The sequence below is a fragment of the Alicycliphilus denitrificans genome, from assembly GCF_044792555.1.
Classification (GTDB): Bacteria; Pseudomonadota; Gammaproteobacteria; order Burkholderiales; family Burkholderiaceae_C; genus Alicycliphilus; species Alicycliphilus denitrificans_A.
Window position 1 is genome coordinate 1,437,138 of record NZ_CP126238.1, and the last position, 14,739, is coordinate 1,451,876.

Annotated in this window: 12 protein-coding genes and 2 pseudogenes; 6 read left to right on the forward strand and 8 right to left on the reverse strand. The window is 65.2% G+C overall.

Annotated elements, in window-relative coordinates:
• Window positions 1–34 precede the first annotated feature (34 nt).
• Complete coding sequence (locus tag P7644_RS06875; protein WP_404302422.1) at window positions 35–280, forward strand: hypothetical protein; 246 nt, start codon at window positions 35–37, stop codon at window positions 278–280.
• Here the strand turns inward: P7644_RS06875 and P7644_RS06880 are convergent.
• Window positions 251–475: a hypothetical protein gene (locus P7644_RS06880; protein ID WP_404302423.1), complete on the reverse strand. Its 225-nt coding sequence runs from the start codon at window positions 473–475 to the stop codon at window positions 251–253. The genes P7644_RS06875 and P7644_RS06880 overlap by 30 nt on opposite strands.
• Window positions 476–1,171: 696 nt before the next feature.
• Window positions 1,172–6,187, reverse strand: a complete 5,016-nt coding sequence (locus tag P7644_RS06885; protein ID WP_404302424.1) for an Eco57I restriction-modification methylase domain-containing protein — start codon at window positions 6,185–6,187, stop codon at window positions 1,172–1,174.
• Window positions 6,188–6,634: 447 nt separating this feature from the next.
• On the opposite strand from P7644_RS06885, the gene P7644_RS06890 reads away from it, so the two are divergent.
• Complete coding sequence (locus tag P7644_RS06890) at window positions 6,635–7,546, forward strand: AbiJ-NTD4 domain-containing protein (RefSeq protein WP_404302425.1); 912 nt, start codon at window positions 6,635–6,637, stop codon at window positions 7,544–7,546.
• Between the two features lie 14 nt (window positions 7,547–7,560).
• Window positions 7,561–8,973, forward strand: coding sequence for a hypothetical protein (locus tag P7644_RS06895; protein ID WP_404302426.1), 1,413 nt, complete (start codon window positions 7,561–7,563; stop codon window positions 8,971–8,973).
• A 72-nt stretch (window positions 8,974–9,045) separates the two neighbouring features.
• Here the strand turns inward: P7644_RS06895 and P7644_RS06900 are convergent, their stop codons facing one another.
• Both P7644_RS06900 and P7644_RS06905 read right to left on the reverse strand, forming a co-directional pair.
• Entirely contained in the window at window positions 9,046–9,720 is a 675-nt protein-coding gene (locus tag P7644_RS06900; RefSeq protein ID WP_404302427.1) for a hypothetical protein, read from the reverse strand.
• A gap of 307 nt (window positions 9,721–10,027) precedes the next feature.
• A complete protein-coding gene (locus tag P7644_RS06905; RefSeq protein ID WP_404302428.1) occupies window positions 10,028–10,360 on the reverse strand; it encodes a hypothetical protein in 333 nt (110 codons plus the stop codon).
• Window positions 10,361–10,874: 514 nt separating this feature from the next.
• On the opposite strand from P7644_RS06905, the gene P7644_RS06910 reads away from it, so the two are divergent.
• On the forward strand, window positions 10,875–11,486 hold the full coding sequence (locus P7644_RS06910; RefSeq protein WP_404302429.1) for a hypothetical protein: 612 nt from the start codon (window positions 10,875–10,877) through the stop codon (window positions 11,484–11,486).
• On the forward strand, window positions 11,479–12,336 hold the full coding sequence (locus P7644_RS06915; RefSeq protein ID WP_404302430.1) for a nucleotidyl transferase AbiEii/AbiGii toxin family protein: 858 nt from the start codon (window positions 11,479–11,481) through the stop codon (window positions 12,334–12,336). The genes P7644_RS06910 and P7644_RS06915 overlap by 8 nt, the downstream gene beginning before the upstream one ends.
• Here P7644_RS06915 and P7644_RS06920 read toward each other — a convergent pair.
• Complete coding sequence (locus P7644_RS06920; RefSeq protein WP_404302431.1) at window positions 12,309–12,596, reverse strand: HAD domain-containing protein; 288 nt, start codon at window positions 12,594–12,596, stop codon at window positions 12,309–12,311. The two genes, P7644_RS06915 and P7644_RS06920, sit on opposite strands and share 28 nt — an antisense overlap.
• A 203-nt stretch (window positions 12,597–12,799) precedes the next feature.
• Between P7644_RS06920 and P7644_RS06925 the strand changes: the two are divergent.
• Window positions 12,800–12,847: pseudogene (locus P7644_RS06925) on the forward strand (XRE family transcriptional regulator); the annotation flags it as partial.
• Window positions 12,848–12,913: 66 nt separating this feature from the next.
• Here P7644_RS06925 and P7644_RS06930 read toward each other — a convergent pair.
• From P7644_RS06930 to P7644_RS06940, 3 genes and pseudogenes are all read right to left on the reverse strand, one after another.
• A pseudogene (locus P7644_RS06930) lies at window positions 12,914–13,153 on the reverse strand (NADPH-dependent FMN reductase); the annotation flags it as partial.
• Complete coding sequence (gene arsB / locus P7644_RS06935; RefSeq protein ID WP_404303146.1) at window positions 13,128–14,159, reverse strand: ACR3 family arsenite efflux transporter; 1,032 nt, start codon at window positions 14,157–14,159, stop codon at window positions 13,128–13,130. The gene arsB and the pseudogene P7644_RS06930, both read right to left, overlap by 26 nt.
• Window positions 14,160–14,182: 23 nt before the next feature.
• Complete coding sequence (locus P7644_RS06940) at window positions 14,183–14,689, reverse strand: arsenate reductase ArsC (RefSeq protein WP_404302433.1); 507 nt, start codon at window positions 14,687–14,689, stop codon at window positions 14,183–14,185.
• Between the last annotated feature and the right edge of the window lie 50 nt (window positions 14,690–14,739).

The window sequence follows — 14,739 nt, forward strand, 5'->3', positions numbered from 1 at the left end:
TGTGCCGCTTTGCTAAGCTGGCATCCCACACGCCTTGGACAGCCCACACATGCTTCGTGCAGGCCACTCACTCCGGTTCACGCCCACCGAGATCGAGGAATTCCGAAGACTCGGACTCGATGTCGACGGGACGCGAACGCAGGACGATCTCGGCCAGGCGCTGGCCCGATGGGCCGGCACGCTGGCCGGGGAACGTCCGGAACTGCTGGACAAGATCGCCTTTGCCATGGCAAAAGCGAAGGGAACCTCGCTACCCGCGCGCTTGACGCGCGTGCGCTGAGGTAGCTCGCCGGGCGTTGGCTTCGGCGACCGCGATCCAGCGGTCGGCGATCCGGTCCAGGTAGACCAGATCGTCGGTTTCGATTTCGCCCGCTGTGCGCAGGCGGGTGATGACTTCCTTGACCAGAAAGGGATCCTCCCGGGCCAGTTCGACGACGGTGGTGGCGATGCGCCGGCGGTACAGATCGACCGGCATGGTCAAGCTGCAACGCGGCAGTCCGCACACGGGCGGCCCATGCACTTGCCGAGGCAAGGCAGGGGACGCAGCAGTACCGCAAGCTTGCGCTGCGGCAAGGGGGCAGGGCGAGCAAGGCCCGATCCACCCAACAGCACCGGAATGCGGCGCGACTCTCTGGCTGCAAGGGCAGCAAACATGGCGTTCTCCTTCGTTGAAAAAGGGGAACGCCCAACCCCGGCGGGGACTGGGGTCCCCGTTCGGGTGTGCCTCGCGCAAGCGGGGCGGCTAGGCGCCGGCCTGGACGGCCGACGTGGGATGAAGGCCCGGTGCCTTGCGGCAAGGGCCTTCGCTCTGTGGCGCGCAACGGTGAAGCTGCGCGTCAATTGGGAAGGTCGGCCTGGCGGCCGACAGGAACTCACGGCTGCCGAGGCAGCCACCCAGGCCAGCGCCAGGGAACTCGAGGGCAGGTAACGACTGCGACGCCAGCAGAGCTGGACTTCGGCGCAGCGCGAGCTGCGAGGAAGGCTTTGTGGACGCGATGCCCACGGGAAGCCCTTGCAGTATGGTCTTCTCGGATGCCAGCGGCGATCGAATAAGGGGAGTGCCTGCCGGAAACACCCCTCAGGTCGGGCACTTGCGGGTGGCGACCTGATGCCGACCGTAGCTTCCTTCAATAAAAAGCGCCCCACCACCTTTCGGTAGTGGAGCGCAAACTCACGCGGCCTGGCGCATCGCCTCGCCATCCAGGCTGGCGTTGCCCGCCTCATCCTTGTCGAGGTCGAGCTGCTTGAGCAGCTCGCGCTGGCGTACCAGCAGCACGGTCAGCCGGCTTTCGTGCTCGAACGGTCGGGCCAGCTCGAGCGTCAGATCCTCCAGCCGCTTGCGTCGCATGGCGAGCTGCGTGGCTGTCGCGGCCTGCTGCTCGCCCACCGATGCCAGTACCGCCAGCAGCGCGGACACGAGGCCCGGCCCGGTCTGGTACGGCTCGGCGTCGTAGCGGCAGCGCCCCGCGAGGAAGAATGCTGGCGTGGCCTCGGTGCCAATGGCCTGCAGCCCCAGCTCGAAGCCGCCGAAGCGGCCCACGACCTGGCCGGACCGCAAGGCGCTACCGCGGATGCCCGCACGCGCGGTCTTCACCAGCTCGCGCAAGGCGTCGCCCACCGCATCCGGCCCGGCGATCTTGCGGCCACCGAGTTCCACCGCGATCCGCCCCATGGTCTGGGGCTCGGCTTGGGCCTGGGCCGCGTCTTCCACATGCAGCGCCAGCTTCTGCTCCAGCGAATCGATCAGCATCGGCAGCCGTCCCACCTCGCTCTCGTTGGCCCAGCGCTGATTGCGCCAGACCGAGAACAGGGTGGAGAGCTTGGCCACCTCGGCGTCCACACCAGCCTTCTCGATCACCATCGGGTTGCCCGACGCCAAGGCCTTGACCTCGGCATAGCTCAGCGTAGCCAGTTCCACGTCCTCGATGGCCCGCAGGCCCTTGTCGCCGCGCATGACCTGCGCGATGAAACGCGCCTTGGTCTCCAGCGTCTGCCACATGTACGCGTCGAAGCTCTGCTCGGTCACGTAGCGGAAGATCTCGACCTCCTCGCATTCGTTGCCCTGGCGCAGGATGCGGCCCTCGCGCTGCTCGACGTCACAGGGACGCCACGGGGCATCGAGGTGGTGCAGCGCCACCAGGCGGGTCTGCACATTGGTGCCCACGCCCATCTTGCCGGTCGATCCCAGCAGCACGCGCACACGGCCTTCGCGGACCGCCTTGAACAGCGTGGCCTTCTGGACGTCGGTGCCGGCGTCGTGGATGAATGCGATCTCCCGCTCCGGGATGCCCGCGTCCACCAGCCGCTGCTCCAGATCCTCGTAGACGCTGAAGGCTTTGCCGCCCTTGGGGCTGGACAGGTCGCAGAACAACAGCTGCGCGCCGCGGAAGCCCGCCGTGCGCTGCCAGATCGCCAGCACCTCGCGGGCGCAGGCGCCAACCTTGCCCTCCGGATCGAACCGCGCCGTGGGCGCGACCAGCCGGAAATCCAGCGCCGCCGCCCGCCCGTCGTTCGTGACCGCGAGCATGTTGTCCTCGGTCGGATCGACATGCCCGTTGCGGATCGCCTCGGCTCGCTTCACCAGCGTCTGCACATAGGCCTTGAGGGCCGCGCTCGCCGGACAGGCCACCGTGCGCGCCTTGCCGCCACGCAGCTTCGGCACCGGCAGGTTCAACATCTCGGCGGTGCGGATGTCCGCGACCTCGCCGAAGACGGCCATCAGCTCCGACACGTTGATGAAGCGCGCGAAGCGCGTGTGCATGCGGTAGCCGCTGCCGTCCGGCGCGATCTCCAGCGCCGTCACCGACTCCCCGAAGGTCGCGGCCCAGGCATCGAACTGCTGCAGGCCCAGTTCCTCCAGCCGGCGCGGCTGCAGGTAGCGCTGCATCGTGTGGATCTCGGCCATGGTGTTGGCCACCGGCGTCGCAGTCGCGAAGACCACGCCGCGCTGCGCATTGCCGTGCAGCTTCATCGTGTAGCGCGTCTTCAGGTACAGATCGAACGCGCGCTCCGAGTTGGACAGCGGCAGGCCCGCGACCCGCGTCATCTTCGTGAACCTATAGAGATTCTTGAAGCAATGTGCCTCGTCTATCCACAAGCCGTCGATGCCCAACTGTTCCCAGGTCAGCAGGTCGTCCTTCTTCTTGTCGGCGGCCAGCCGTTCCAGCCGCACCTTCCAGCTCTTCTTCTGCGCCTCGAGCTGCTTGATGATCCGGTTGCTCCGGTCACCGCTCTTCTCGGCGCGTACGGCCATTTCTATCTCATGGATCACCTCCGCGATGTAGTCCTCGGTGAATTGCGGCGACATCCGGATGCGCTCGAAGCTCGAGTGAGTGATGACCACCGCGTCCCAGTCGCCCGTGGCGATGCGCGACACCAGCTCACGCCGGCGATCGCCTTCCAGATCCTCCTTTCCGGCCATAAGCACCGAGGCTTGTGGGTACAGGCGCACGAACTCGGCCGTGTACTGGGCGAGCATGTGGTTCGGGACCACATGGCAGGGCTTCGCGAGGAAGCCCAGGCGGCGCATCTCCATGCTCGCGATCACACACACCGCCGTCTTGCCGGCACCGACCACGTGGAATAGGCCCACATTGCCGGTCTGCACGACGCGCCAGACGGAGTCGCGCTGGTGCGGATGCAGTTCGAAGCACTGCGAGAACCCCGGCAGCTTCAGGTGCGAGCCATCGAAATGCCGCGGCCGCGTGGCGTTGAACAGGTCGTTGTAGACCCGGCACAGCCGCTCGCGCCGCCCGCTGTCCTCGAAGGCCCAGGCCGCAAAGCGGTCCTTGAGCGCCCCGAACTTCTCCCGCGCCGCCAGCGTTTCCGCCGGATTGACGTGGTAGCGGTCCGTGGCCGGATCGCGGTCGCGCACCGTCGGCACCTGCACGTTCAGCGCCGCCTGCACCAGGTCGATCGCGTTCATGCGCGCGGTGCCCCATTCCTGGGTCACCTTGACGTTGTGCCGCGCACTCCACTCGGGATAGGCCACCGACCAGGCGCCGGCCTCGGCCGAGTACGACACCTGGCAGTCCTTGAGTTCGAGCACCTCGTGGATGAAGCCCTCGACGTCGCCCGCCGGAATCCACACCGCACCCAGGCGCGGCTCGATGGAAGCGGGCGGCAGGTCTTCGGGCTGCACCCGCTCCAACGCCTCCACGTTGCGGCGGACGGACGGGCCGGACAGCACCGCCTGCTTGAGCTTCTCCTTGACGTTGCCCGACAGGTAGTCGTCGGAGGTCTTCCAGGCGCGGTCCGCCGGGTCGAGAAAGATCTGTCCGGCCTCGGACAGCGCGGCCAGCACCTCGTCCTCGGGCGCCGACAGCAACTGCGCCATATAGGCCGGATCGACCCGGCCGCGCCATTGCACGGATGTGGCCAACGCCTCCAAGGGCTCGCCGACCGCCGTGGGCGCCGACACCCGCCGCAGCGTGCGCTGGGTGAACAGCGCCGCCTTGCGCGCGGTGTCCGACTCCTCGTCGTAGTGCTCCAGCGACAGCAGCAGCGGGTAGTCCGGGTCACGCCGGAAAGCCAGTGCGTTGGCCCGCGTGCTGAGGCAGCCGTGGCGCGCCACGTAGCGGTCGTAGGTGCCGTTGAGCACCACCCGCAGATGGGTAAGCCCTTCGTCACCGTCCTGCGCCAACTGCGCATCGAGCAGTGCCCGGGCATGGTCCCGGATCGCGCACAGGCCCGCGATGCGGGCGCGCTGCGTGGCGTTCAGGCTGTCATGCAGATCGACCAGCTCGGCGCCTTCGACCCGGTGCACGCGCCCGTGGTGGACGCGAAAGCTGCCGGGCCGTGCGCCGGGCTCGGCCGGTACGGAAGCGCGCACGGACGCCAGCGCCACCGGCTTGGCCGTTTCGTACACGCCGTTGGGCAGCAGCGCGATGCGTTCGGCCAGCGCCGGCTCGAGGTCGCCCTCGAACACGACCGTCGGCACTTCCTCGTAGCCGTTGCTCTCCTGCGTGACCTGGCCGATACAGAAACCGGGGTTCCGGGCGTACCAGGCGTTGATCTGCAGGTACTTTTGCGCGCACCGCGGATGCCGCAGTTCGTCAGGCACCATCACGCGCTCCAGCCAGGCACCGCTCACGGCCTCGCCGGGATGGCGCTTGCGCAGGAACAGAATGTCCGTCTGCACGTCCGTCGAGGCCAGGCCGGCGAAGGCGCCCTGGGGCAGCCGGATCGCGCCCAGCAGCTCGGCCTGGGAGGCGACGTACTCGCGCACGGCGTCCGCGCGCGCCTCCATCGTGCCGGTGCTGGTGATGAAGCACACCAGCCCGCCGGGGCGAACCAGGTCCAGCGCGCGCCCGAAGAAGTAGTTGTGGATGCGGAAGCGTGCGTAGGGCTTGGGGCCCGCATCGGCGGCCGGGTAGTTGCCGAACGGCACGTTGCCGATCACCAGGTCGAACCAGTTCTCGGGCAGCTCCACCTTCTCGAACGGCGCGATGCGCACGTCGGCGCCATGCGGCACATACAGCGCCCGCAGCAGCCGGCCGGAGAGCCGGTCGATCTCGATGGCCGTGACCGCGCTGCGCTCGGCGAGCGCGCGGGGCATGGCGCCCAGGAAGTGGCCGACGCCGGCCGCGGGCTCGAGCACGCGCCCGCCAGTGAAGCCGAAGCGCTCCACGGCCTGCCACATGGCCTCGATCACATGGACCTCGGTGTAGTGGCTGTTGTTGACCGAGGCTCGGGCGGACGCGTAGTCATCGGCGGGCAGCAGGGTCTGCAACTCCTCGGCGCGGCCGCGCCAGGACGGATCCGTGCCTTCGAGGTTGAAGGCCGCGGGCAGACCGCCCCAGCCGGTGAAGCGAATCAACTGGCGGCGCTGGTCGGCGCTCGCAGGCTGCTGGCCGGCTTCGAGGCCTTGCAGCACTTGGATCGCGGCCACGTTGGCCTCGAACTTCGTGGCAGTGCCGTTCAGTCCGAGCAACTGCTCGCGGCCGAGGGCCGGCCACAGGCTGCGCGGGGCGTCAGGCTTCTTGCCGTCAATGACGCGCCAGCTCGCACGCGGTGCTGCCGCGGGCGGAGGCTCCAGGTCGGCGACGGCACAGGAGGTGGGGGCAGCGACCGCCTCAGGGGAAGGCGGTGCGCTGAACAGATCTATCTCGGGAGACGGATCGGGAAGATCAGGTCTGTCCGGATCGAATCCGGGCAGCCACAGCGAAGGCGTGGAATGGCGAGCCATCGGTGGTTCTCCGAAAGGAAGCGGGGAACGCGCCGACCCATGGGGGAGGCGAGCTCCCCGGATGGGATGGACGAATGGGCACGGCCCTGGGCCCTGTGGGCGATAGGGCCAGGGCGTGTGGTGAACGGGCTGCGCAGGGCTGCCGTGGCGGTGGGGCGGGTATCGACCGCTACGCCCGAGCGGACTCGGGAACGCCCGTGGGGCGTGCGTTGGCCGGAGCCAGGATGCGAGGATCAGTATGTGGCGCGGCGGGCTTGGGCCGCGAGTTCTTGGAGCGGCGCCTGCGCAAGCGACAGCCCACCGGGAAGAAACCCCGTGGCGCTGTACTTCCCATCCCGGGAGTCAACCGTGAAATGCGGGGCGATACCATGCCAATGGCGTCGAAATTTGACATCGATATCTGCTGGGAGAGGGCGGGTCGCAGACGCCGATGACCAAGGATGTTTTATGAGTGACTACTTCAGCGACCGCGAACTGGGTCCCAAAGCCAGGGTCGAGCAGGAGATGGGCCCTGTGACCTGGGCTGGTATCGCGGCGCTCGCGGCTTCATTGGCCAATAGCGGGGCCTTTGGGGCGAGCTATCCGAAGCGGTGCCCCGATGGGCAGGCCATCTGCGGCAACGAGATATCCGATCTGAAAAGCGCGATCGAAGCAGAACTCCACGGCTTGACATGGCCACTGCAGACCGACCGAATCGATGAGGAAAGCTTCATTCGCACCAGCGAACCCTGGGCGCCTTCGACCTTGATGGCGCTGGACTTCGTGGAGTTCGTTTGGCGCAAGGTGGCGCTGCCTGTCGTTGGCTGGCATCACGACTACCACCGACACCACCACCTCACGTTCGACATCGAGGCGGGGCGTGCGGCATTCCGTTCGGATGTGAACCGGATCCTGGCTCGCAATGGCATGGCCTATGAACTGGGAGAGGACGGTGGGATGCGGCGTTTGCTGCCGGCCGTGCTCGGGGAAGCCCTGGTGCGGACCTACTTCCGGACCGGGGATCGGACGCTGGACGTGATGCTGGAGGAGAGCCGGACGAAGTTCTCAGACCCGGATCCCCTGATTCGGCGTGAAGCGCTGGAGCGGCTGTTCGATGCCTGGGAGCGCATCAAGTCCCTGGCCGATGCCAACAAGGCCAGGTCGGTTCAGCTGATCCTGGACAGGTGCGCTTCCGAGCCCGCGTTTCGCGAGGTTCTCGAGAAGGAGGCGCGCGAGCTGACGCAGATCGGCAACGGTCATCTGTTGCGCCACCATGAGCGCAACCAGACACCGGTGATCGATGTCGACCATGTGGACTGCCTATACCACCGGTTGTTCGCGTTGGTCGAGTTGGTCATCCGCCGGAACTCGCCGCGCTAGGAAACCGGTCGACGATGGCGCAACCACACCGACCACCGCCGCTCGAAACACTGCGCGACGCGATCGCCGAAGCCTTGTGGGGTGCCGTGAGCGCACCCGCGCTGCCCGCCGCCTGCGTTGCCCTGGGCCTGCGCGACGGCGATTCGGTCGAGGCGATGAACAGCAAGCGCAAATACGTGCGCAGCCGCATCACAACATTCAAGGGGCCAGAGCTGCTCGCGCTGGCGCAGCGCGTGGTGGAAGAGTACGGTGTTGCGGACTTGGCAGACTACGTGAGTGAGCTGACGACGCATGCCGATCACCGCATCACGGATCTCACCCGTCGCGCCGTAATCGCGGAACTGGTCTCGGTGGGAGAGTTATTCGGCGATCTGCCAGTCTGGGACGGCATCGCCGTGCTGAGTCCGGATCTCGAGAAGCCCGCGCAATACTCAACCAAGTTCGCGGCCACGCTGCGCGATGACATTCAGCGGCACTATGTAGAAGACAACGATCTGAATAATGCCGAACTGCTGGAGCGGTGCGGCGCATTGACGTGCTCGCAGCAGCGCTTCTTCGACATGCTGGAAAGGGTTGTCGATCCGGTCTGCCGCCGCGGGCGGGAGCAGGAACGCCTCGTTCAAGCGTTGAACAAGCTGCTGGTGGCGGACGGCTTCGTGCTTGTCGTCATCGGAGAGGTCTCGCGGCATCCGCAGTACGGTGTGCGCCGCGCGGCCAGTGGGGTGGCCGGCGCGCCGAAGAACCTGATCTTTGCAGCGATCAACTGCAAGCCGGACCTGTACTTTGCCGACGCGATCAACAACGACGTTGCCATCGCCAACGATTCCGACGCCTTGATCTACGACCGTGTGTTGTCCGATGGCGGCCTTCGCTGGGACGCTCTGGTCGATTGGTGGCGCGACCGGGAGCGACAAGAGGAGGTGGCGGACGCCAGGAAGAGCCTTTTCGTGAGACTGCGCGCCGCGGTTCACGCCGCCCAGTCGCCCGGCGAAGTGGCTATCTTTGAGGCCTACTACGCTCACTTCGCGCGCAGCATGGGCGACAAGCTGCCGGCGCTGATTCCTCAGGTCTATCTGCACTACGACCCCAGGACGGCGTCGGAGCGTGGCGCCGGCCGCGTCCTCGCGAGGCAGCGCATGGACTTTCTGCTCCTTCTGGGGCATGGCGTCCGTGTCGTGGTAGAGGTGGATGGCAAGCACCATTTCGCCAATGGAGAGGTGGCGTCGCCGGCGCGGTATGCGGAGATGGCGGCGGAAGACCGCCGCCTGCGCTTGCAGGGCTACGAGGTCTATCGTTTCGGCGCCGCCGAGTTTGCGGATGTTGAGCGCGTTGATGGGCGTTACGCGGTGGGGCCACGCTCGAAGCAGCTCATCGTGGACTTCTTCGAAAAGCTGTTCGCCCGGCATCTGGATCGTTCGAGCGCATAGTCGCCGCTGACACGCACAGCGAAGCCCGAGATGGGAGTCTCGGGGTCCGCCGTGCGGCCTGCGGTTCAGGCTTCAGTGGAAAACACGGGGCTCGACGGTCTCGCCGCACATGAAGGCGAGGTAGCCGGCTGCCTTGCCGATATCCGCAAAGCAGGCCACGACGGTTCCGTCATGCAACACCTGCCAGGGCATGTCGGCCTTGTCACGATCCTTGCGGATCGTCAGGTCGGGCGTGCGATAGACCGGGTGCCGGTAGAGGTCGCGGCCCGATTCCCAGTCGATCAGGCGCAGTAGGCAATTCGCCAAGATGGCCGTGCCACCACCATCGGCGCCGGCCTCGATCAGCAACGGCACTTTCATCATGCCGCCAGAACGGCCGATCCGGCCGACCACATCGCGCTCGTCCAGCCAGCAGCGGCCGGTAGCGGTGTCGCCCTGCACCAGCCGCACCTTGCAGCCATCGCGGCGACATTTCTCCAGCGCCCGGACCGCCTTCGGATCGGTGCCCGGGTCGAAGTAGGTCTGCAGTGTCAGTTGTGAACGGCCCCAGGCGGCGATGGCGGCCTGGTACTTGGCGTAGCCGACCAGCGCGCCGTGGTCGCTGGTCGCGAAGGCCAGGTCAGGCCGTTGCAGCCGGGCGGCGATTTGGTCGGCATGGCTGCGCGCGTTGTCGAAGCCCAGGCAGGTGTAGCCATCGCCGCAGGGGATGACGTACAGCCGTTGCTCGGCATTCAGGGTCACGTTCATGGCGGGTTCCTTGAGGGTTGGGGCAGAACCCGCTCCCCAGCGGAGCGAGCCCCGCCGGGTTGGATTGGAAAAGCAGATGCCGTGGCATCCACCCGATGCTTCAGGCGACCAGCCGTTGCGGCTGGGCCCGCACCGTGGTGACGAACAGGCGCCGCAGCGCCGTCACTGCACCAATGGTCAGGGATGCGCAGGCGCCGACCTCGGCCATGCCCGGTCGCACACCAGGATGCTGACGAAAATCAGGCAACCGCTGGAGAGAGAGGACAGTTGGCGGCCTGTCGGCGGTCTCGGGGCGCGGGTTGGGTATTCAGCCTGCGTGCAGGACGACCGAAGGCCGGTCGAAGTGGTGTTCGACAACCCGGTTGCCGACGTTGAAGCACTGATCCAGGAAGATGCCTTCGATCAGGCTGGCGGGTGGCTCGATGCCCAGGGTCGCTAGTTTGTCGGCCACGGTGTTGATGTCGCTCCAATCCAGGCCAGGGTCGCCCAGACTGTCGTAAACGAACGCTTCCTCCTGATGGGGAGCCGCATCGTTGTCGTGGATCACGTGCAGGTACAGCTCACGCAGCGGCCGGTCGTAGCCGGCCACTATGGTGAGCTTGCGGCCCTGGCGGAGCAGGTGCAGGAGATGGCGGCTCATGCCGGCCGCTCCAGTGACGTCGTCACTGCGACGGGGGCGGGGCGCCTCGGACGGCGGGTGCGACTGAAGTCCATGCCGCACTGGTGGCAGCGGAACCAAGTTCGCAAGCCCAGCGCGCCGAGCAGCGCACCTTCACCTGGGCAGAGGGGACATGCGGGGGCATGGCGATGAGACATAAGGGTGATCTCCAGAAAAAGCGGGAACACCCTCCCCACGGGAGCAGTGTTCCCAGGGGGATATGAAGCGAAAGGGCGGCTGTCCTTTCTCGGGCAGGTGACGACTGCGACGCCCGGCTGGGCCGGGAGGGCTTGCGCAATGCAAGCAGGGGAATTTCCAGTATGGCTGCGATGCCACAAGATCTGTGGCGCTGCCGATCCGAAGTCAACCGGTAAGCGTCTGGATCGATGGCCGAATCACGGTGGCATAGGTGTCCGAGCTGCGCCTGGGCTGCCCCCTATGGCTGTGGAGTGTGGAAAAGCAGTAAAATGCATGAAATTTCAATGAGAAACTAGCCATGCCTGCCGTTGCCCAATCTCCTGTTGTCTCCTTGAGAGGCGGGGCTGCCCACCTTGCCGACGAGTTGCAAGCCGGGCGCGTTTACCGGAGGGAGGATCTCGCAGGCCTGTCCACGGCGGTGGATCGGCATCTGCGTGAATTGGTGGCTACCGGAAAGCTGAAGAAGCTGGCTCAAGGCCTGTACCACGCACCGAAGCAGTCCAGCTTCGGTCCACTTCCACCGGCCGATGAGCAAGTGGTGGGCGGGTTCCTGCGCGACAAAGATTTCCTGGTGTTCTCTCCCTCGGCATACAACGCCGTGGGTCTGGGTACCACCCAGCTCTACAACCGCACGCTGGTCTACAACCACAAGCGCCACGGCGTCTTCAAGCTCGGCAACCGGCAGTTCGACTTCCGGATGAAGCCGCGCTTTCCCAGGAAGCTGACGCCGGAGTTCCTGTATGTGGATCTGCTGAACAACCTGGACGAACTGGCGGAGGACCGTGATGCGGTCTTGCGGCAGGCGCGCAGCAAACTGCCTTCATTCGATCCCAGCCGTCTGCAGCGCGCCGCCGACAGCTTTGGCAGCGTGGCCACGCGCAAGCGTCTGCGGGAGTGGGTGGGTGGCTGAATTCCTGCACGAACGACGAGACTTCGATCAGTTGCTGTCGGTGGTTGCAGACGAGCGCGGCCTCGATCCCGTGCTGGTCGAGAAGGACTACTGGATCATGCATTGCCTGTGGGGCCTTCAGGCGCAGGGCTTTCAGTTCGAGCTGAAGGGCGGGACGTCCTTGTCGAAGGGGTTCGGTGTCATCCACCGCTTCTCCGAAGACATCGACATCCGCATCGAGCCGCCCGATGACATGGACGTGAAGACCGGGCGCAACCAGGACAAGCCGGCGCATGTCGAATCGCGGCGTGCGTACTACGACGCGCTGGCAGCAAGGATTCGAATTCCGGGCATCGACAGTGTTGAGCGCGACATACAGTTCGACGACGACAAGATGCGCAGCGCCGGTATTCGCTTGATCTACGCACCCCGTGTCCCCGCGCTCGCCGGCGTCAAGGATGGCATCCTGCTGGAACTCGGGTTCGATGACACTGCTCCAAATCGGCCGATCACGATTTCGTCGTGGGCGCTGGATGCGGCCGTAGAGCGCGGTGTGATGGTGGAAGACAACCGTGCAGTGGCCGTGCCGTGCTACGCGCCCACGCACACATTCGTCGAGAAGTTGCAGACGATCTCCACCAAGTACCGCCGACTCGATGAAGCCCAGGCGTTTCCCGCCAACTTCCTGCGGCACTACTACGACGTGTACTGTTTGTTGGCGTTGGAGGAGGTCCAGACCTTCATGAGAACGCCGGCTTACCACAAGCGCAAGGCGCAGCGCTTCCGAACCGGCGACGAGCAGGCCATTGCCCGCAATCCAGCTTTTTTGCTGGCTGACGCCGATCAGCGTCTGCGTTTTGCGCAGGAATAGCCTACTAGCGTATTCGGGACGTTCGTTAGATCGCAATATCTGGGGGTTACGCCGTCGATCATGGCGGCAATGTCCGGAGAGAACCTTCGCCGTAGATCCTCATAGGATTGTCCCAGCCGCCAGGTGCTGGTGATTCCGACTTGGCACTCGGGTACCTGTCGTAACGCATCTTCCAAGATCGATAGGCAACAGAAGTGCCTCGACTCATGGCAATGCTCTGGGTGCAGGACCCCATCAAAATCCAAAAAAAGTATGGGCACAGTGCAATTTCAGAAACAGATTTCCAACAGGGATGAAATTTCCACCGAGTTAGCGAGCCAATGAGACTATTTGGTCGTGGTCTTTTTAGTCTCATTGAACGGAAATCGGGTGGATGTCTTCCCGAAAGCGTGTTCCACCCCAAGCCGACTTTGGTCGGGCGCTGCAGCAGTTGCGCGCGGCACGCGGCTTGGTTCAGGAAGACATGTTGCTGGCAACGAGCCGCCGACACATCAGTCGCATCGAGCAGGGACATCAAGTGCCCAGTATCCGCACCATCGAGGTATTGGCCGAGCAGATGCAGATCCACCCCTTGGCTGTCGGGCTCTGCGTCCGGCAGTGGCAGCCCTCGCGGATCGTAGATGCGGGTTTCAGCACCGAGGGCGCGCAGCAGTCGCGCAGCCTCTTCGGTCAGCAATCGGCTATAGGAGCGCTCTCTCACAGAGCCGTAGAGCAGCAGGATGCGGGGTGCATGGGTAGAACGCTGTGCGGGCACGAGTCGCTCAAGATCGGCCTGCTCGAAGAGCGTGGCATCAACGTTGGGAAGATCCGGATTCATACCAGTCCTTTGAAGAGTTCACGACCTTGACCACCAGCAGCATGACCGGCACCTCGATGAGCACCCCCACCACCGTGGCCAGGGCCGCACCCGAATGAAAACCGAACAGGCTGATGGCTGTCGCCACGGCCAGCTCGAAGAAGTTGGAAGCACCGATCAATGCTGATGGGCAGGCAATGGCATGCTTTTCTCCCGCTGCGCGATTGAGCCAATACGCCAGTGCCGAGTTGAAGAACACCTGGATCAGGATGGGTACGGCCAGCAATGCGATGACCAGGGGCTGCTGCAGGATGGCCTCGCCCTGGAACGCGAACAGCAGCACCAGGGTGAGCAGTAGCGCAGCAATGGACCAGGGACCAATGCGATGCAGCGCAGCGTCGAACACGGCTTGACCTCGGGCCAGCAGTGCCCGGCGCAACCATTGGGCCAGCACAACGGGAATCAAGATGTACAGGACGACAGAGGTGAGCAACGTGTCCCACGGCACCGTGATTGCCGACAGGCCCAGCAGGAAAGCCACGAGCGGCGCGAACGCGACGATCATGATGCTGTCGTTCAGCGCGACCTGGGACAGCGTGAACAGCGGGTCGCCCCCCGTGAGACGGCTCCACACGAACACCATGGCGGTGCACGGGGCGGCGGCCAGCAGGATCAAGCCAGCGATGTAGCTGTCGATCTGGTCAGCTGGCAGGTATGGGGCAAACCACTGACGTATGAACAGCCAGCCCAAAAAAGCCATGGAAAACGGCTTGACCAGCCAGTTCACGAACAAGGTGACCCCGATGCCGCGCATGTGGTTGCGCACTTCGCCCAGGGCGGCAAAGTCCACCTTGAGCAGCATCGGAATGATCATCACCCAGATGAGCAGGCCCACCGGAATGTTCACGCGGGCGACTTCCCACGCACCAATCGCGCGTGCTGCGCCAGGAAACACCTGGCCCAACCCGATCCCCACCACGATGCACAGCACCACCCACACGGTGAGGTAGCGCTCGAACACGCTCATGCTGGATTTCTGCATCGCGTTTCTCAGTTTGTGACCAGTTGGCGAGCGGTGGTCTGAAGCACCGCCTTGGCCAGCTTGTCTTCGGGAAGGCTCACCAGCAGTTCGAGCCGACGCTTCATGGCGTGCAGCGTCTGTCGGAAGGCTTCAAGTTTCTGCTCGTCCGTGCCGTCGCCCTCGCTGGGGTCTGCATAGCCCCAGTGCGCTGTGGCGGGGTGGCCTGGCCAGATGGGGCAGACCTCGCCCGCCGCGTTGTCGCACACCGTGATGATCAGGTCCATCTGGGGCGTGTCGGGCGTGGCGAACTCATCCCAGCTCTTGCTGCGCAGGCCTTCGGTGGAAATGCCTGCTTTTTGCAGCACCTGCAGACCTAGGGGGTTGGGTTGCTGGTTGTCGCGTGGGCTGCTCCCAGCGGAGTAGGCCTTGAACCGACCGGCACCCATGTCATTGAGCAGCGCTTCGGCCAGGATGCTGCGCGCCGAGTTGTGAGTGCAAAGAAAGAGAACTTTCAAGGGTTGTGGGGTTGCGCTCATGGTGAACTCCAGGGTCAATGGTGGTGAGATAGGTGAATCTGGGCTGAGCG